This window comes from Burkholderia sp. Bp8991, from assembly GCF_003853795.1.
Classification (GTDB): domain Bacteria; phylum Pseudomonadota; class Gammaproteobacteria; order Burkholderiales; family Burkholderiaceae; genus Burkholderia.
The window spans coordinates 46,177-64,363 of sequence record NZ_QTQJ01000026.1; the positions used below are offsets into that span (position 1 = coordinate 46,177).

Annotated in this window: 15 protein-coding genes; 9 read left to right on the plus strand and 6 right to left on the minus strand. The window is 70.2% G+C overall.

The features are described from left to right. The first annotated feature begins 205 nt into the window (after nucleotides 1–205). Nucleotides 206–2,368 carry a methionine--tRNA ligase gene (gene metG, locus DIE02_RS25790; protein ID WP_124529806.1) on the plus strand — a complete coding sequence of 721 codons (2,163 nt, stop codon included), beginning with the start codon at nucleotides 206–208 and terminating at the stop codon, nucleotides 2,366–2,368. Nucleotides 2,369–2,563: 195 nt separating this feature from the next. Here metG and DIE02_RS25795 read toward each other — a convergent pair whose 3' ends face one another. Together DIE02_RS25795 and DIE02_RS25800 are read right to left on the minus strand one after the other, a co-directional pair. Continuing rightward, nucleotides 2,564–6,649: a translocation/assembly module TamB domain-containing protein gene (locus DIE02_RS25795; protein ID WP_124488455.1), complete on the minus strand. Its 4,086-nt coding sequence runs from the start codon at nucleotides 6,647–6,649 to the stop codon at nucleotides 2,564–2,566. Between the two features lie 28 nt (nucleotides 6,650–6,677). After that, nucleotides 6,678–8,504, minus strand: coding sequence for an autotransporter assembly complex family protein (locus DIE02_RS25800; protein ID WP_124488493.1), 1,827 nt, complete (start codon nucleotides 8,502–8,504; stop codon nucleotides 6,678–6,680). A gap of 254 nt (nucleotides 8,505–8,758) precedes the next feature. On the opposite strand from DIE02_RS25800, the gene DIE02_RS25805 reads away from it, so the two are divergent. The 4 genes from DIE02_RS25805 to panD all read left to right on the plus strand — a co-directional run bounded on the left by DIE02_RS25805 (nucleotide 8,759) and on the right by panD (nucleotide 11,349). Next, on the plus strand, nucleotides 8,759–8,947 hold the full coding sequence (locus DIE02_RS25805) for a DUF3460 family protein (RefSeq protein WP_044849219.1): 189 nt from the start codon (nucleotides 8,759–8,761) through the stop codon (nucleotides 8,945–8,947). A gap of 4 nt (nucleotides 8,948–8,951) precedes the next feature. Next, nucleotides 8,952–9,824 (plus strand): ScpA family protein, encoded by an 873-nt coding sequence (locus tag DIE02_RS25810; RefSeq protein ID WP_044849220.1) that lies wholly within the window; start codon nucleotides 8,952–8,954, stop codon nucleotides 9,822–9,824. Nucleotides 9,825–10,081: 257 nt separating this feature from the next. Continuing rightward, entirely contained in the window at nucleotides 10,082–10,921 is an 840-nt protein-coding gene (gene panC / locus DIE02_RS25815; protein ID WP_044849221.1) for a pantoate--beta-alanine ligase, read from the plus strand. A 41-nt stretch (nucleotides 10,922–10,962) separates the two neighbouring features. Beyond that, a complete protein-coding gene (gene panD, locus DIE02_RS25820; protein ID WP_006484038.1) occupies nucleotides 10,963–11,349 on the plus strand; it encodes an aspartate 1-decarboxylase in 387 nt (128 codons plus the stop codon). Nucleotides 11,350–11,557: 208 nt separating this feature from the next. Here panD and DIE02_RS25825 read toward each other — a convergent pair whose 3' ends face one another. From DIE02_RS25825 to DIE02_RS25835, 4 genes are all read right to left on the minus strand, one after another. Further along, complete coding sequence (locus DIE02_RS25825; protein ID WP_044849222.1) at nucleotides 11,558–12,217, minus strand: ParA family protein; 660 nt, start codon at nucleotides 12,215–12,217, stop codon at nucleotides 11,558–11,560. Between the two features lie 127 nt (nucleotides 12,218–12,344). Further along, on the minus strand, nucleotides 12,345–12,758 hold the full coding sequence (locus DIE02_RS25830) for a DoxX family protein (RefSeq protein ID WP_044849223.1): 414 nt from the start codon (nucleotides 12,756–12,758) through the stop codon (nucleotides 12,345–12,347). A 164-nt stretch (nucleotides 12,759–12,922) separates the two neighbouring features. Further along, entirely contained in the window at nucleotides 12,923–13,063 is a 141-nt protein-coding gene (locus DIE02_RS35645; RefSeq protein WP_185500425.1) for a hypothetical protein, read from the minus strand. Between the two features lie 81 nt (nucleotides 13,064–13,144). Further along, nucleotides 13,145–14,647 carry a cobyric acid synthase gene (locus DIE02_RS25835; protein ID WP_124488456.1) on the minus strand — a complete coding sequence of 501 codons (1,503 nt, stop codon included), beginning with the start codon at nucleotides 14,645–14,647 and terminating at the stop codon, nucleotides 13,145–13,147. 74 nt (nucleotides 14,648–14,721) lie between these two features. Here DIE02_RS25835 and cobU point away from each other — a divergent pair, with 74 nt between their 5' ends. Genes cobU through DIE02_RS25855 form a run of 4 tightly spaced genes read left to right on the plus strand, consistent with a single transcriptional unit; the run spans nucleotide 14,722 to nucleotide 18,140 of the window. Beyond that, the gene (gene cobU, locus DIE02_RS25840; RefSeq protein WP_124488457.1) at nucleotides 14,722–15,282 is read left to right on the plus strand and encodes a bifunctional adenosylcobinamide kinase/adenosylcobinamide-phosphate guanylyltransferase; all 561 of its coding nucleotides are present in this window, start codon (nucleotides 14,722–14,724) and stop codon (nucleotides 15,280–15,282) included. Beyond that, nucleotides 15,276–16,220 carry an adenosylcobinamide-phosphate synthase CbiB gene (gene cbiB / locus DIE02_RS25845; RefSeq protein ID WP_124488458.1) on the plus strand — a complete coding sequence of 315 codons (945 nt, stop codon included), beginning with the start codon at nucleotides 15,276–15,278 and terminating at the stop codon, nucleotides 16,218–16,220. Before cobU ends, cbiB begins: the two co-directional genes overlap by 7 nt. Further along, nucleotides 16,213–17,232 (plus strand): threonine-phosphate decarboxylase CobD, encoded by a 1,020-nt coding sequence (cobD, locus tag DIE02_RS25850; protein ID WP_124488459.1) that lies wholly within the window; start codon nucleotides 16,213–16,215, stop codon nucleotides 17,230–17,232. The genes cbiB and cobD overlap by 8 nt, the downstream gene beginning before the upstream one ends. Then, nucleotides 17,229–18,140: a cobalamin-binding protein gene (locus tag DIE02_RS25855; RefSeq protein ID WP_124488460.1), complete on the plus strand. Its 912-nt coding sequence runs from the start codon at nucleotides 17,229–17,231 to the stop codon at nucleotides 18,138–18,140. The genes cobD and DIE02_RS25855 overlap by 4 nt, the downstream gene beginning before the upstream one ends. Nucleotides 18,141–18,187: the final 47 nt, after the last annotated feature.

An 18,187-nucleotide genomic window follows, 5' to 3' on the forward strand; every position in this document is an offset into this window, starting at 1 on the left:
TCGTTGTTGCTCCGGGGCCGAATTCGCCCCGGTTTTTTTTGCCCGGAATTCGCCTGCTGCATCGCAGCATCGCACCGCCTGGCACGCCGCCGCCGCGGCCCCGCCCCTTCCGGCGCCCGATCCAGGGCGCCCGCGCCGGCTGCCCTGCCCGCGCCCCTGCTAGAATCGCAGTTTCCGTCGTTTCCGCCGTTCTTCTACAGACCCTATGTCCGCATCCGACCTCACTTCCGTGCAGGCTGCGGCGCCGCAAGGCAGCCGCCAGATCCTCGTTACGTCCGCACTGCCCTATGCCAACGGCCAGATCCACATCGGCCACCTGGTCGAGTACATCCAGACCGACATCTGGGTGCGGACGCTGCGAATGCACGGTCACGAGGTCTACTACATCGGCGCCGACGACACGCACGGCACGCCGGTCATGCTGCGCGCGGAGAAGGAAGGCCTGACGCCGAAGCAGCTGATCGAGCGCGTGTGGACCGAGCACAAGCGCGACTTCGACAGCTTCGGCGTGTCGTTCGACAACTTCTACTCGACCGACTCGGACGAGAACCGCGTGCTGAGCGAGAAGATCTACCTCGCGCTGAAGGAAAACGACCTGATCGCCGAGCGCGAGATCGAACAGGCGTACGACCCGGTCAAGGAAATGTTCCTGCCGGACCGCTTCATCAAGGGCGAATGCCCGAAGTGCCACGCGAAGGACCAGTACGGCGACAACTGCGAAGTGTGCGGTTCGACCTACCTGCCGACCGAACTGCTGAACCCGTACTCGGTCGTGTCCGGTGCGACGCCGGTGCGCAAGACGTCGACGCACTACTTCTTCCGCCTGTCGGACCCGCGCTGCGAGTCGTTCCTGCGCGAATGGGTCAGCGGCCTCGCACAGCCCGAAGCGACCAACAAGATGCGTGAATGGCTCGGCGACGCCGGCGAGGCCAGGCTCGCCGACTGGGACATCTCGCGCGACGCGCCGTACTTCGGCTTCGAGATCCCGGGCGCGCCCGGCAAGTACTTCTACGTGTGGCTCGACGCGCCGGTCGGCTACTACGCGAGCTTCAAGAACCTGTGCGACCGCAACGGCATCGACGTCGATGCGTGGATCCGCCCGGGCACGAAGGCCGAGCAGTACCACTTCATCGGCAAGGACATCCTGTATTTCCACACGCTGTTCTGGCCGGCGATGCTCGAGTTCTCGGGCCATCGCACGCCGACCAACGTGTTCGCGCACGGCTTCCTGACGGTCGACGGCGCGAAGATGTCGAAGTCGCGCGGCACGTTCATCACCGCGCAGAGCTACATCGACACGGGCCTGAACCCGGAATGGCTGCGCTACTACTTCGCCGCGAAGCTGAACGCGACGATGGAAGACATCGACCTGAACCTCGACGATTTCCAGGCGCGCGTGAACAGCGACCTCGTCGGCAAGTACGTGAACATCGCGAGCCGCGCGGCCGGCTTCCTGCTCAAGCGTTTCGACGGCCGCGTGCAGGACAGCGCGATGAACCATCCGCTCGTCGCGACGCTGCGCGACGCGATTCCGGCGATCGCCGCGCACTACGAAGCGCGCGAATACAGCCGCGCGCTGCGCCAGACGATGGAGCTCGCGGACGAAGTGAACGCGTACGTCGACGGCGCGAAGCCGTGGGAACTCGCGAAGGATCCGGCCAACGCGGTCGCGCTGCACGAAACCTGCAGCGTGAGCCTCGAGGCGTTCCGCCTGCTGTCGCTCGCGCTGAAGCCGGTGATGCCGCGCGTGGCCGAAGCCGTCGAGGCCTTCTTCGGGATCGCGCCGCTCACGTGGGCCGACGCCGCGAAGCCGCTGTCGTCCGCGCAGCCGATCAAGGCGTACCAGCACCTGATGACGCGCGTCGATCCGAAGCAGATCGACGCGCTGCTCGCCGCGAACCGCGATTCGCTGCAGGCCGAGGCCGCCGGCGCGGCTGCCGCGGGGGCAACCGCCGCCAACGCCGCGAAGGACGCGAAAAACGCCAAGGCGAACGCGAAGGTGGCTGCGGCGAACGGTGCCGACGACGGCCCGATCTCGATCGACGATTTCGCGAAGATCGACCTGCGCATCGCGAAGATCGTCGCGTGCCAGGCCGTCGAGGGCTCCGACAAGCTGCTGCAGCTCACGCTCGACGTCGGCGAGGAAAAGACCCGCAACGTGTTCTCGGGCATCAAGTCCGCGTACCAGCCCGAGCAGCTCGTCGGCAAGCTGACGGTGATGGTCGCGAACCTCGCGCCGCGCAAGATGAAGTTCGGGCTGTCCGAAGGGATGGTGCTCGCCGCGTCGGCGGCCGACGAGAAGGCCGAGCCGGGCCTCTACATCCTCGAGCCGCACAGCGGCGCGAAGCCCGGCATGCGCGTGAAGTAAGCCGCACGCGCCGCTGCTTGCACAAGAAGCCCCGCACCACGTGCGGGGCTTTTTCATGGGCGGCAGCGAGCGGCGCCGCGGCCGGTGGTTGCAGGTCGGCGTGACGCTCGCCGCTACGCGGGCAGGCTTCGGCGCGTGCGCACGCGCGAACCGGAGCGCCGGCGCGCGTGGCCGACCGGCCAGGCGCCCGCTTCGTCACCGCTGGCCGAACCAGCGATCGAAACGCCGCGTGTAGTTCAGGTCGACGCCCTGGAACGTGCCGCCATACGCGGACACCGACCAGAAGCGCGTCAGGTTGATCGTCGCCTTGAACGCATTGCTCGCCGATTGCAGCCCTTGCTCGTAACCGAGCACGAAGCGCTCGTTGATCGCCTTCGAGATCTGCACGACCTGCGCATCGGTCAGGCCGACGTCGCTGCGGCCGATCGAGAATTCGTCGAGACCGATGCTCTGCGCGACGCGCTTGCCGGTCGCGCTGCCGAGCAGCCCGAGTGCGGCCGTCATCGCGTTCTGCTGGCCGACGTTGTTGCCCTGGTCGGTGCCGTGCCCGAACAGCAGCCACGACAGCTTTTCGTTGTCGGTGACGTTCGGCTCGGACACGAGCTTGACCGTCGGCGACTGGATCGTGCCGGTGACCTGCACGCCGGCCTCGACCTCCTGGTTGCGCCGCATCGCGAGGATGTTCACGCCCGGATTCGACACCGGGCCGTTGAACGTGAAGAAGCCGTTCTCGACCGCGAGCTTGCGGCCGAACGACGTATACGTCGAGCCTTCCGTCACGCGCACGTTGCCGACCGCGCGCAGCGGCACGCCGGGCGCGCTCATCACGGTGATCGTGCCGCGCAGGCCGAGATCCGCGCCGTGCCCCTTGAAGCGGAAGTTGTTGCCGAGCCCGATGTCGATGTTCGCGCGCGGCGCGAGCGACGGCGCCGGCTTGTCCTCGACCTTCTGCGGCTTCGCGACCGCCGTACCGGTCTGCACGTCGCCGCGCACCGTGCCGTCCGGGCGCACGATCACGACGTCGTCGGACAGGTGCGGCGCCGACTCCTCCGGCAGGTCGAACAGCGCGCGGTCGACGACGAACTTGCCGTCGATCGACAGTGCGCCGCGCGGCCCGTCGTTCGCGACGGTCGCCTTGCCCGACAGCGACAGCTTGCGATCCGGCGCCGCGAACAGCTCGAGCTTGTCCGCGACGATGCTCGCGGTCAGGTCGGGCGCCTCGCCGTCGAGACGCACGCGGCCGATCGCGCGCAGCGTTCCGTCGCCGCCGTGGAACTCGACCTGCTGGAATTCGACGAGGTTCTCCGCGAGCTTCACGCGCACGATGCCGTCCTTCAGCTGCACGCCCTGATCGACGAGCGTCGCGGACAGGTCGTCGCCGGTCAGCATCCCCGACACGTTCGGCTTCACCGGCGTGCCCGCGACCGTCAGCTTCAACGCCGCGCGCCCGCCGAGCAGGTAGCTCGGCCCGAACAGGTTGCCGGTCGCCTTCAGCGACGGAATGTCGGCGTCGATGCGGCCCGACAGCGGGCCGTCGTCGACGACGCCGAACACGCCGTCGCGCAGCGCGAACGGCACGGTGACGTTCGCGTCGAGCGTGCCGACCCGGTTCGCCTTCGCGAGCGCCACCACGTTGAGCCGGTTGCCGGGTGCAAAGCTCGCGCGCGCGGACAGGTCGGTCAGCCCGAGCGACGCAATACCGCGCCCGGTCTCGATCGTCACGTCGCCGCCGCGCCGCTTCACCTGCACGTAGCCCGTCGCGTTCGCGCCGAGCGAGAAATCCCAGTCGGCATCGAGCACGACGTCGGTGCGCACCGGCGGCCGCTGGCCCGTCAGTTCCTGGCGGATCTCGAGGAAACGGGCGACCGATGCATCGCGCACGGCACCTGCCGAGCGCATCTGGCCGTGGTCGAACACGAACGACTTCAGGTCGATCGCCGCGCCTTCGAGCGTGAGCCGCGTCGCGCCGAGCGTCACGCGGCCGGCGCCGGCCGACACCGCAAGCGGCGCCTGCAGCGCCACCGCCGGCGTGCCGCGGTTCGCGAGGCGCGTGACGGTGCCGTCCCAGCGCGTTCCGTCGCGGCTCTCGACCACGCCGCCGTTCGCCGCGAGCGTCAGGTCGATCACGCGGCCGCCGGCCGTCCCCATCGCCGACGCGTCGAGCGTGTGCTTCGCGCGCGTGCCGTCGAGGTTCGCGCGCAGCGATTTCAGTTGCAGCGAGCCGAGTGCGATGTCGGTCGCGTCGGCCGTGAACACGAGCGCGCCGTGCGCGCCGTCGCGGATGTCGGCGCGACCCTGCGCGGCACCGATCCGGTTCGAGCCGACCACGACGTGCTGGGCCTTGTAGGTGGCCGTCACGTTCGGATGCGCGAAGCTGCCGGTCAGCTCGCCCTGCGCCTGCACGAGCCCCTGCACGCCGAAGCCGAGCCGGTCGAGTTCCGGCGCGTCGACGACGAAGCGCAGCCGGTCGCCCGGCGCGCCGAAACTGCCGCGCAGGTCGACGTGGTTGCCCGCGATCGACAGCGTCGCATTGCTCGGCAGGATCCGCGAGCCGGCGAACTGCACGACGCCCGCGCCGGTCAGCGGCACGCCGTCGTACAGGCTGTCGCCGAGCTTGAAGGTCGCCTTCGTCGACACCTGCGGCGCGAACGCGCCGGATGCCGTCAGCGTGCCCGATACGCGCGTCTCGCCGCGCCTGGCCGGCGCCTTGGCCGCGGCGGCGGTTTTGGTCGCTGTTTTGGTCGCCGTTTTGGCCACTTTTGCCGCCGGCTTGCCGCTACCGGCCTTCGGCGCGCCCATCGCCGCGAGCAGCAGCGGATCGAACGCGGTCAGCGTCGCCTTCGCGTCGTAGCTCGAATGCGCATCGTGACGGAACACGCCGGTCAGGTCGATACGGCCCTTGCCCGCCGTCACGCGTGCATCGGTCAGCACCGTCTGCTGCGGCGTCAGGGCGACCTTCGCACGCGCGCCGAGCGCGAGCTTCGGATCGTTCAGGTCGAAATCGACGGTCGTCACGTCGCCGGCGAGCGTCACGCCGAGCGGCCCGCCCAGGCGCATCGGCCGCAACTCGGCAATGAAGGCGTTCAGGTCGAGATTCGCGACCTTCAGGTCGAAGCGGCCCTTGCCGCCCGTCAGCGTGCCGTTGCCGGTCACGCTGCCGTCGCGGATGAGTTTCAGCGCGAGGCCGTCGATTCGCTGCGCGTGCGCGTCGAGATGGACGGTCGCATGCGCGTCGACGACCGGCAGCAGGTGCTCGCCGAGCGTGCCGGGCTTCGCGTTGACGATCGACACGGGGCCGGTCACCGCGAACCCCTTCGCCGGGGCAGTGCCGGCCGGCGCGGTCACGGGCGCCAGCTCCGCGCGCACCGCGAGATCGGCGGCCGGCGCGCCCGGCGCGATCGCCTGCGGGTTCACGTGATCGAACGCGAGCGACGCGCGCGTGAGCGGCACCGTGCCGAACGGCGCGGCCTCGACGTGCGCGCGGCCGTTCAGTTTCATCCCGCTCGCGGTCACGTCGGCGACGAGCGCTTCGAGCGAACCCGATACGTTCGCGCTCGCGTTGACCGCTTCGTTGGCCAGCTTGCCCACGTAGGTCGCGGTGCCCGTCAACGCGAACGGCTTCACGCCGTCGAGCTTAGCGCGCGCGGTCAGCGCGCCGTACGGCGTGTCGACGCCATCGAGCGCGAGTTCATGGTGACGGCCGTCGCTGCGGCCGTTCAGCGCGAGATGGTCGAGCTGCGTCGTCGAGCCGCCTTCGTGGATCGCCAGGTGGTCGACACGCAGGTCGTCGATCCGCAACTGCAGCGGCAGGCTCAGGTCCTGCGGCGTCGCGGCCGGCTTCGACGGCCCCGGCACGATCCGCACGTCGACCGTGCCCGCGCGCAGGTAAGCGACCGACAGCCGCCACGGCGCGCGGGTCAGCACCCAGCGGCCGTCGAGCCGGTCGATCCGCACTTCGGTGCTCGTGCCGCCGGGGCTCGTCCATGCGAAGCCGCGCAGCCGCACGCCGGTCGCGAGCGCGCCGCCGTCCAGCGTGCCCGCCAGCCGGCCGCCGAGTACGCGCACGGCCGTCTGCCACGCGAGCCGCGTGCCGCGCTCGGTCGTCGCCGCGGCCAGCACGAGCCCGGCCGCCAGCACGACGAGCAGCACGGCCGTCACGAGCGTCCACGCGACGATCCGGCCCGCACGCCCGCGCCGCGGCCCGCGCGGCGGCGCACCGGGCGCGCGCTCGGGCGAGTCCGGATCGTTCGGCGGCGGCGTGTCGTTCGGGTCCTTCGTCATGCGGTTCGTCGTGGCTCGTGCAACAAGGTCAGAAGGCGATGCCGAGCGTCAGGTACGGGCGCACGCTGTGGTTACGCAGTCCGTACGCGACGTCGACGTTGATCGGGCCGACGGGGCTGCGCCAGCGCGCGCCGATGCCGACGCCCGGGTAGAACACGCGCTCGCCCCACGCATCGGTCGCGGTGCCGATGTCGAAGAAGGTCGCGGCGCCCCAGTCGCGGTTGAACCAGTGCTGGTATTCGGCGGTGCCCGTCATCAGGTACTTGGTCGGCAGCACGGAGCCGGCGACGCTGTTGCCGATGCTCTGGTAACCGTAGCCGCGCACCGAGTTCGAGCCGCCCGCGCGGAACAGCAGCGATGCCGGCACGCCGGTCGAGCTGCCGCTCGTGAACACGCCGCCGAGCTCCGCGCGGAACACGAACAGGTCGCGCTTGCCGATCGGCACGTACTGCTGGCCGCGCGCGTAACCGCGGATGAAGGTCTGGTCGGTCAACACGCCCTTGATCGCGAAGCCAGCCTCCGCGTGGATCAGGTTGCCCGAGCGCGGGAACAGCGGATCGTCGACGTTGCGGCGCGTCCATGCCCACTGCGGCACCAGCGCGCGGCTCGTGGTCGGGCCGGCGCCGTTCTGGTCGAGCCGGTCCTGGTAGAACATCAGCGAGTACGCGTAGTCGATGAACTGGCCGGTGCGCGTGCGCTGCACGCCGACCCGCGCGCTGTAGATGCGCGTGTCCGACACGTTGGTGTTCGTGTACGACGCGAGCACGCTGTTGGTCCACCCTTTCGCGCCGGGCGGCATCGACAGCTGGACCTGGCCGTACTGCTGGATCTGGTCGAGCCGGCCCGACACGGTGAACGGCCACGCGGCGCCGAACGTGTCGAGATACGTGTAGGAGCCCTGCACGTGCGGGCCCGTATCGGTCGCGTAGCCGACGCCGCCGCGAATGTTGTTGTACGGGAACTCGCTGACCTTCACGTGCACGGGCGTACGCTCGGGCTTCGACGTATCGTCGCCGACGTCGATCGCGACGCTCGCGTAGTACGGCGTGTTCTGCAGTTGCCGCTGCAGCTCGGTGATCCGCTGCACGTCGTAGATCTCGCCTTCCGACAGCGGATTGACGTTCGTGACGATCTTCTCCGGGTAGCGGCGCACGCCATCGACATCGACCTTGCCGATCGTGAATGTCGGGCCGCTGTCGAACGTGACGGCCAGCGTCGCGCGCTGCGTGCGCGGGTCGATGCGCGCCTCCGACGACGCGATCTTCGCGCCCAGGTAGCGGCGCGCCTGCAATTGCCTGAGCGCCGCGCCCTTCGCGACGTCCCAGTCCGATTGCGTGAACGGGTCGCCCGGCTTCAGCGAAAACGCGAAGCGGGTCGCGGCCTCCTGCTTCGGATCCTCGGTGCCGACGGGGCCCTTGAACGTCAGGTCGACCGTCGACACGACGGTCTGCGGCCCCGGATCGACGGCGACGCGCACGTCACGCTTGCCGTCGCGCGTGCGCACGTCGGTGCGCACGACCGGCGAAAAATAGCCGGCCGTCGCGGTCAGGTCGCGCACCTGCTGCGGTGTCGCGGTCACGAGGAAGTCGAACTGGTCGTCGCTGATGTCGTCGCGCTTTGCGAAGCGCGCGATGTCGAGATGGGTCTTGAGTAGCTTGCGGATCGAGCGCGGCGCGTCGATGTCGACGTCGTACTTCGCGTAGGCCGGCAGCACGACGAACGCGGCGAGACAGCCGACGAGGACTGCCCGGGCCGCCGCACCGGCGCCGCGCCGTGCGCGACGACCGGGGTGTCGGGCCGCGCGCGGGCTCGTCTCATGCGTCGTGTGTGCTTGCTGGTTCGCGTGACCCGCCAAATATGACCTCACCCTCGGTTGTCGTGATTCCGTGGAAAACCCTGTATTTGACCACAAGGCGGCGGCCGTGCCCGCGCGGGCCCCGCTTTGACGCTTGCGCGCAACGACGCGCGCACGGGCCCGGCCGGCCGCGCCGCGGGCACCGGCCAGCGGATTCGACGCGCGATTGCCGCCGGCTGTTCCCCGCGATGCGGTAAAATCCCGCCATCGCGAATCCGGCGCATCGTGCGCCGCCCGAAACGGAAAGCCAAGCCATGCCGTACCAGTCCGACGTCACGCAATTCCTGAACCAGCTCAAGCAACAGAAGCCGACGCTCGAAGAAGAGCAGCGCAAGGGCCGCTCCCTGCTGTGGGACAAGCAGCCGATCGACCTCGACGAGCGTGCCGAGCAGCAGGAATCGCGCGTGAAGCAAACGTCCTACGTCTACTACCAGAACTTCTGACGACGTGAGCGCCGCCGACGAGGCCAGCGCCGCCCGGCAGGACGACGCGATCGCCGCGCCCGCGGGCGCCGATTCGACGCCCGACACGGTCGACGGTGTCGCGGCGTTCGCACGCCTGTACGGCGAGCCGCTCTTCAAGCTGCCGCAGGACCTCTACATCCCGCCCGATGCGCTCGAGGTGTTCCTCGAGACGTTCGAAGGCCCGCTCGACCTGCTGCTGTACCTGATCCGCAAGCAGAACTTCAACGTGCTCGACATCCCGATGGCGCAGGTCACCGCGCAATATCTGGGTTACGTCGACCAGATCCGCACGTCGAACCTCGAGCTGGCCGCCGAATACCTGCTGATGGCCGCGATGCTGATCGAGATCAAGTCGCGGATGCTGTTGCCGGTCAAGAAGGCCGACACGGGCGAGGAAGCCGAGGATCCGCGCGCGGAACTCGTGCGCCGCCTGCTCGAATACGAGCAGATGAAGCTCGCCGCGCAACGTCTCGACCAGTTGCCGCAGCTCGGCCGCGACTTCCTGCGCGCCGAGGTCTACATCGAGCAGAGCATCACGCCGCGCTTTCCCGACGTGAACTCGGACGACCTGCGCGCCGCGTGGGCCGACGTGCTCAAGCGCGCGAAGCTCGTCCAGCACCACAAGATCTCCCGCGAGGAGCTGTCGGTGCGCGAACACATGAGCCTGATCCTGCGCAAGCTGCAGAACGCACGCTTCATGGAGTTCGCCGACCTGTTCGACACGTCGCGCGGCGTGCCGGTCGTGGTCGTGAACTTCATCGCGATGCTCGAACTCGCGCGCGAATCGCTCGTCGAGATCACGCAGCCCGAACCGTTCGCGCCGATCTACGTGCGCCTCGCGTACCTGCCCGCATAAGGCGCCCGCCGCCCCCGCCTCACCCCGCACACCGAAACACGCCGCATCCCGCCGCCGGGCCCGCCCGCGCGGGCTGCCTGCGGCGCGCCCGCGCAAAAAGTGAACGATCGTACTTTTTTCGATGCGTCCGGCGGCCAAATCCTCTACAATCCGCCGACGCCCGATGCGCCGCCCGCGCGCCGGCGTTCTCCGCTTCGACCCCGACGCCGCTGTTGCGGCGCCAACGCGCGCCTGCGCGAGGAACCCGCTACCCGATCATGAAAGTCATCAGCTCGATCCAGGAACTGCGCGACCAGTTGCGCGGACAGAACCGCACGGCGTTCGTGCCGACGATGGGCAACCTGCACGAAGGTCACCTGTCGCTGATGCGCCTCGCGCGCCAGCACGGCGACCCGGTCGTGGCGAGCATCTTCGTCAACCGGCTGCAGTTCGGCCCGAACGAGGATTTCGACAAATATCCGCGCACGCTGCAGGACGATATCGAGAAGCTGCAGAAGGAAAACGTCTACGTGCTGTTCGCGCCGACCGAGCGCGACATGTATCCGGAGCCGCAGGAGTACCGCGTGCTGCCGCCCGACGACCTCGGCGGGATTCTCGAGGGCGAGTTCCGCCCCGGCTTCTTCGCCGGCGTGTGCACGGTCGTCACCAAGCTGATGTCCTGCGTGCAGCCGCGCGTCGCCGTGTTCGGCAAGAAGGATTACCAGCAGCTGATGATCGTGCGCCGCATGTGCCAGCAGCTCGCGCTGCCGGTCGAGATCATCGCGGCCGAGACCGTGCGTGACGAGGACGGCCTTGCGCTGTCGTCGCGCAACCGCTACCTGACGACCGACGAGCGCAAGGAAGCGCCCGAGCTCGCGAAGACGCTGCAACGCGTGCGGGACAGCGTGCTCGGCGGCGAGCGCGACCTCGGCACGCTCGAGCAGCACGCGCGCACGCATCTGGCCGAGCGCGGCTGGGCGCCCGACTACATCGCGATCCGCCGCCGCGCGAACCTGATCGCGCCGAGCGCCGCCGAGCTCGAAGCCGGCGAGCCGCTCGTCGTGCTCGCGGCCGCGAAGCTCGGCGCGACGCGCCTGATCGACAACCTGGAAATCTGACGGGCCGCCCGCCCTCGCCTCACACGCATCACGGAGATACCATGCAGCGCCACATGCTCAAATCGAAGATCCACCGCGCGGCCGTCACGCACTGCGAGCTGCATTACGAAGGCTCGTGCGCGATCGACGAAGACCTGCTCGAAGCGGCGGGCCTGATCGAAAACGAACGGATCGACATCTGGAACATCAACAACGGCGAGCGCTTCTCGACCTACGCGATCAAGGGCGAGCGCGGCAGCGGGATGATCTCGCTGAACGGCTCGGCCGCGCGCCGCGCGCAACTCGGCGACCTCGTGATCATCGCTGCGTTCGCGATGGTCGACGAAGCCGAGCTGCAGGCCGGCTGGAAGCCGAAGCTCGTGTTCATCGACGAAGGCAACAAGATCAAGGGCCACCGCGACCACGTGCCGACGCAGAACTGGACCTGATTCACGCGGCCGGCCGGCGTATCGCGGCGCGCCGGATCGCTGCCGCGGCGCCCCGCGCGCCGGGGCGGCCGAAGCCGCGCAGCCGCATACGTACGAAGGGCCTGATCCGGCACGCTGCCGCATCAGGCCCTTCTTCATTGGAGCGGGAACCGACCGAATTCGACCGGTTGCGCCGCGCGGGTTCGCCTCGCGCATCCGCCTCGCGCGCTCAGGACGCCTTCGCGACCTTCTCCGCTTTCGGCGCGCGGCGCTCGGCCCATTCGACGATCGGCCGCCACTGCTCGAGATCCTTCTCGACGCGGCTCTTCGCGACGTCCCACAGCGTCAGGCCGTGCGCGGCGATCTGCACGTAGTTCTGCGTGTCGCGCACGTAGCCGAGCACCGGCAGCCCGAGCCCTTCGACGAAACGGTGCAGCTGGTCGGACGAGCGCGTGCGCGCGTCGACCCGCATCCCGACGATCCCGACCTCGACGCTGCCCTTGCGCACGGCCTTCTCGCCGGCGAGGCGCTCCAGAAACTGCTGGGTCGCGAGAATATCGAACATCGACGGCTGCAGCGGCACGATCACCTTGTCGGCGAGCTGCAGCGCGACGTTGAGCCGGTTGCCGTGCAGCCCGGCCGGCGTGTCGATCACCGCATATTCGAGGCCGCGCGGCGGCTTCGACGGCGCATCCGGGTCGAGCTCCCACGCCTCGATCGGCGGCAGGCCGGCCGGCCGCAGGTCGAGCCACGCATGCGCGGACTGCTGCCGGTCCAGATCGGCGAGCGCGACCCATGCGCCCTGCGCCGCGAAATAGCCGGCAAGATTGGTGGACAGCGTGCTCTTCCCCACGCCGCCCTTCGGATTCGCCACCACGATGACCGTCATGAATTCCCCCGAAAAAGCCGTGCGGCGCCTGCCGCCCTGGCAGGCGCCGCTCGATTGCGGATACAGGGAGCGATGATATCGGCAAACGGGGTGTCACCGGAACGGGTTGCGCCGAAGCCCGCCCCGTTTATGCGGTGCGCGTCGCGGCGCGCGGTGCGCCGAGCGCGAACGCACCGCCGCCCAGCAGCGCCTGCACGGCCAGCGTGACGGCCCAGAACGCCGGGTATTCCCAGCCGCCGTTCGGCGACGCGAAGCTCCAGCCGTTCGGCAGATGCGCGGACACCGCGCCGAGCATGAACGGCAGCAGCACGAGTGCGGCGATCCGCACGCGGAAGCCCGCGAGCAGCGCGAGGCCGCCCGCCAGTTCGACGACGGTGGTGACATACGCGAGCCAGCCCGGCAGGCCGATCGACGCGAAAAACTGCGCGGTGCCGGGCAGCGTGAAGACGAACACCTTCTGCGCGACGTGCGCGAGGTACAGCACGCCGAGCGCGACACGCAGCAGCGTCGCGCCGAGATCGTTCAGGCGATTGGGGTTCATGGCGAATTCCTTCGTGAGTGGATGAGAATGGATCGCACTCTATTCGAATCGATTCGACCAATAAACACGCATTTCGGCTTTAACTGATTCCCGAATGGAACGAATCGGATCACGAAAAAGGGCATGACCGATCATGCCCCGATGCCAGCACCCCGCCGCGAACCTCAGCCGCCGCTCTTGCCCTGGGCGGCGTCGCCCGAGCCGGCCGGCCCGCCGCCCGGCGCATACGAATCGCACGCGTGCGCAAATGCCGACGCGCCCAGCAGCACCGCGAGCAGCACACTCAACCACCATCGACCCTTCATCGTCGCGCTCCTTCGGGCGGACCTCCGCCCATCTGAGTTGTACGCGATCCGCTGCAAAATGCCAGGCCGGCACGCCATGCGTCAGCGGAACTCGGCGTACAGCGCGCGCAGGTCGAGATGCTCGGCGAACGAATCGGCCAGCCGCTCCAGCGACGCCTCGCGCAGCGCCGGATAGTCGATGCGTTCCGCGCCGTCGAGCCCCGCCCATGCGAGCAGTGCCGCGCACGCGTCGGGCGCGTCGAACAGCCCGTGCACGTAGGTCGCGAGGATCTGCCCGTCGGCCGACCGTGCGCCGTCCGGGCGCACGCCGCCCGGTGCGTCGCCCGTCGCCAGTTCCAGCGCGGGCGCCGCGAGCGCGGGCCCGCGCGTGTCGCCCATGTGGATTTCGTAGCCGTGCACCGCGGCCGCGCCCGGCAGCGCGAGCTGCCCGGTCACGTTCTTCAGCGTCTTGTCCGGCTGCAGCGTCGTGTCGAAATCGAGCAACCCGAGCCCCGCCACGCTGCCGGGCGCCCCTTCGAGGCCGAGCGGATCGTCCAGCGTGCGGCCGAGCATCTGCATCCCGCCGCAGATGCCGATCACCTTGCCGCCATAGCGCAGGTGCCGGCGGATCACCGCGTCCCAGCCCGCGTCGCGCAGCCACGCGAGATCGCGCTGCACGCTCTTCGAGCCGGGCAGGATCAGCAGGTCGGCGTCCGGCACCGGGCCGCTCTTCCAGTACGTGAACTCGACCTGCGGATGCGCACGCAGCGGGTCGAAATCGGTATGGTTGCTGATCCGCGGCAAGGCGGGCACCACCACGCGCAGCACGCCGGCATCGCCGCGCGCGGCGGCGCTGCGCGCCTGCGACGGCAGCATGTCCTCGGCATCGAGCATCAGCCCGTGCAGGTACGGCAGCACGCCGAATACCGGCTTGCCCGTCTGCGCGCGCAGCCAGTCGAGGCCCGGTTCGAGCAGCCTGATGTCGCCGCGAAAGCGGTTGATGACGAAGCCGCGCACGCGCGCGCGCTCGCTGTCCGACAGGCACGCGAGCGTGCCGACCAGGTGCGCGAACACGCCGCCGCGGTCGATGTCGGCCACCAGCACGACCGGGCAGTCGACGCGCTCGGCGAAGCCCATGTTCGCGATGTCGCCTTCGCGCAGGTTGATTTCGGCCGGGCTGCCCGCGCCTTCGACGAGCACCGTGTCGTAGCCGGCGCGCAGCCGCGCGTACGACTCGAGCACCGCGTCGAACGCGACCGGCTTGTAGTCGTGGTAAGCACGCGCGTCGAGGTTCATGCGCGCCTTGCCGTGAATGATCACCTGCGCGCCGCGGTCGCTCGTCGGCTTCAGCAGCACCGGATTGAAATCCGTATGCGGCGCGACGCCGGCGGCCAGCGCCTGCAGCGCCTGAGCACGGCCGATCTCGCCGCCGTCGGCCGTCACCGCGCTGTTCAGTGCCATGTTCTGCGGCTTGAACGGCGCGACCCGCGCGCCCGCGCGGCGCGCGAGGCGGCACAGGCCCGCGACGAGCGTGCTCTTGCCCGCGTCGGACGTCGTGCCCTGGATCATCAACGTGCCGTGCGGCTGCGGTTCGGGTGCGTTCATCGTGTGCAAAGTCGTGGCGAAGCAAACGCGCATTATCGCCCGCGTGCGGCCGCCCGCGCCGTTACAATCACGCGATGATTCCGCACGACCTCACCTTCGTCCTCGGCGGCGCGCGCTCGGGCAAGAGCGCGCACGCCGAGCGGCTCGCCGCCGACAGCGGCCGCCCCGTCACCTACATCGCGACCGCGGCCGCGACGGCCGCCGACGCCGAATTCGAACGGCGCATCGCGCATCACCGCGCGCGCCGGCCGGCCGACTGGGGTTTCGCCGACGCGCCCGTCGACCTCGCCGGCACGCTCGCGCGGCTCGACGATCCGCACGCGTGCCTGCTCGTCGACTGCCTGACGCTGTGGCTCACGAACCTGCTGTGCCCGCTCGACGGCGAACCGCTCGACGATGCGCAGTACGCGGCGCAGGTCGGGCGGCTCGAGCACGCATTGCGCGGCGCGCGTGCGAAGGTGATCGTCGTCAGCAACGAAATCGGGCTCGGCGTCGTGCCGCTCGGGTCGGTCACGCGCCGCTACGTCGACGAACTCGGGCGCCTGAACCAGCGCGTCGCCGCGCTCGCGACGCGCGTGACGCTGCTGGTCGCCGGGCTGCCGCTCGAACTCAAGGCCGGAGCGCCGTCATGCTGATGCTGTCGCTGCCGCTCGTCGCGATGCTCGCGGTCGCGGCCGCGATCGTCGATCGTGTGATCGGCGAACCGGCCGGCTGGCATCCGCTCGTCGCGTTCGGCCGGCTTGCCGCGCGCATCGAAGGCGCGCTGAACACGGGCCGGCGCGGCCGCGTGGTCGGCGTCGCCGCATGGGTCGCGGCCGTGGTGCCGCCGGTGGCCGTCGCCGCGTGGCTCGCGGCCGTGCTGCCCTGGCCGCTCGCGGCCGCGCTGCACGTCGCGCTGCTGTGGTTCGCGCTCGGCGCGAAGAGCCTCGCCGACCATGTCGCGCCGATCGCCGCCGCGCTGCTGCGGCACGATCTCGATGCCGCACGCGCGCTGACCGCACGGATCGTGTCGCGCGACACGAGCGCAGCCGACGAAGGCGCGCTGTCGCGCGCGGCCGTCGAATCGGCCCTCGAGAACGGCAACGACGCGATCTTCGGCGCGCTCTTCTGGTTCGTCGTCGCCGGCGGCCCCGGCGCGCTGCTGTTCCGGCTCGCGAACACGCTCGACGCGATGTGGGGCTATCGCACGCCGCGCTTCCTGACCTTCGGCTGGGCCGCCGCGCGACTCGACGACGCGCTCAACTGGATTCCCGCACGCCTCACGGCCGCGAGCTACGCGCTGCTCGGCGACACGGCCGCCGCGTGGCGCTGCTGGCGCACGCAGGCGCGCCACTGGGACAGCCCGAACGCGGGCCCCGTGATGGCCGCGGGCGCCGGCAGCCTGAACGTGCAGCTCGGCGGCCCGGCCGTCTATCACGGCGAAATCGAAGACCGTCCCGCGCTCGGCACCGGCGCACCGGCGACGGCCGCGCACGTCGTCGCCGCGCTGTCGCTCGTCACGCGCACGCTCGCGCTGTGGCTCGCACTGCTCGTCGCGAGCGGCGCACTCATCCTCGCAACCCATCATGTCTGACGCACGCATCCCGCACGGCGGCAACCTGCACGAAGCCGCGCGCCGACACGGCATTCCGTATGACGCCTGGCTCGACCTGTCGACCGGCATCAATCCGGTCGGCTATCCGGTGCCGCCGGTCCCGGCCGACGCATGGCGCCGGCTGCCCGACGACGGCGACACGCTCGCCGCATGCGCGGCCCGCTACTACGGCGCACCCGATGCCGCGCACGTGCTGCCGGTCGCCGGCAGCCAGGCCGCGATCCGCGCGTTGCCCGCGCTGCTGCCGGCCGGCGACGCCGGCGTCGCGCCGCTCGCGTACGGCGAATACGCGCCTGCCTTCGCGCGCCACGGCCATCGTGTCGTCCCGCTCGACATCGCCTCGGACGCGTTGCCTGCGACGCTGCGTCACGTCATCGTCGGGAATCCGAACAATCCGACTGCCGAGTTCGTTCCGACCGAACGGCTGCTCGGCTGGCATGCGCAACTGTCGGCACGCGGCGGCACGCTGATCGTCGACGAGGCCTTCGCGGATACGGGCGCCACGCCATCGCTCGCGCAGTACGCCGATCGTCCGGGCCTCGTCGTGCTGCGCTCGGTCGGCAAGTTCTTCGGGCTCGCCGGCATTCGCGCGGGCTTCGTGCTCGCGCGTCCCGAGCTGATCGCCGCGCTGCGCGACATGCTCGGCGCGTGGACCGTCAGCGGCCCCGCGCGTCACGCGGTCGCCGCCGCGTTCGCCGACCGCGCATGGCAGGCCGCCGCGCGCGAGCGGCTCGCGGCCGACGGCGCACGCCTCGCCGCGCTGCTGCGCACACACGGCTTCGCGGTGCACGCGACGCCGCTGTTCAGCTGGACAGACGACCCGCGCGCCGCCGCGCTGCATACGGCACTCGCCACGCACGGAATCTGGACGCGGCACTTCGCGCAACCGTCGAGCGTGCGCGTCGGCCTGCCGGGCAACGAAGCCGAATGGCTGCGCGTCGCCGACGCGCTCGCGCAGTGCGTGCCGACGCTGCAACGGGCATCCGCATGAACGCCCGCCCGTTGCGCCGGTTGCCGGCGCTCGCGATGCTGGTCGCGCTCGCGCCCTTCGCTCACGCCGACATCACGACCCGCGACGATGCAGGCAATGCCGTCACGCTGCCCGCACCGGCGCAACGCGTGATCAGCCTCGCGCCGCATGCGACCGAACTGGTCTATGCGGCCGGCGGCGGCACGAAGCTGGTCGGCACGGTCACGTACAGCGACTACCCGCCCGCCGCGCAGGCCGTGCCGCGCGTCGGCGACAACAAGGCGCTCGACCTCGAGCGGATCGCCGCACTGAAGCCCGACCTGATCGTCGTCTGGCGGCACGGCAATGCCGAGCGGCAGACCGATGCGCTGCGTGCGCTGCACATTCCGCTGTTCTTCAGCGAACCGAAGCATCTCGACGACGTCGCGACGTCGCTGCGCCGTCTCGGCACGCTGCTCGGCACGGAACCGGTCGCCGACGCGGCCGCGGCATCGTTTTCGCGCGACATCGCGGCGCTGCGCGCGCGTTACGCGGCGCGCCCGCCCGTCACGATGTTCTTCCAGGTATGGGACCGGCCGCTGACGACGCTCAACGGCGCGCATCTGTTCAACGACGTCGTCACGCTGTGCGGCGGCCGTAACGTGTTCGCGGCGCTGAAGCCGCTCGCGCCGACCGTCACCGACGAGGCCGTGCTTGCGGCGAATCCGGAAGCGATCGTGACGACGAGCGCCGGCGCGACACGCTCGGACGCGCCGCTGCCGAGCCTCGCGCGCTGGCGTGCATGGCCCGCGCTGACGGCCGTGGCGCGCAACAACCTGTTCGCGATCGACGGCGATCTGCTGACGCGGCCGTCGCCGCGGATCGCGCAAGGCGCGGCCGCGCTGTGCGAGGATCTCGACGCGGCGCGGACGCGGCGGCCGGCGCGCTGATTTCGGGCCTTGATGCGCTCGCCCGCGTCAGACGAGCACGCGACTGC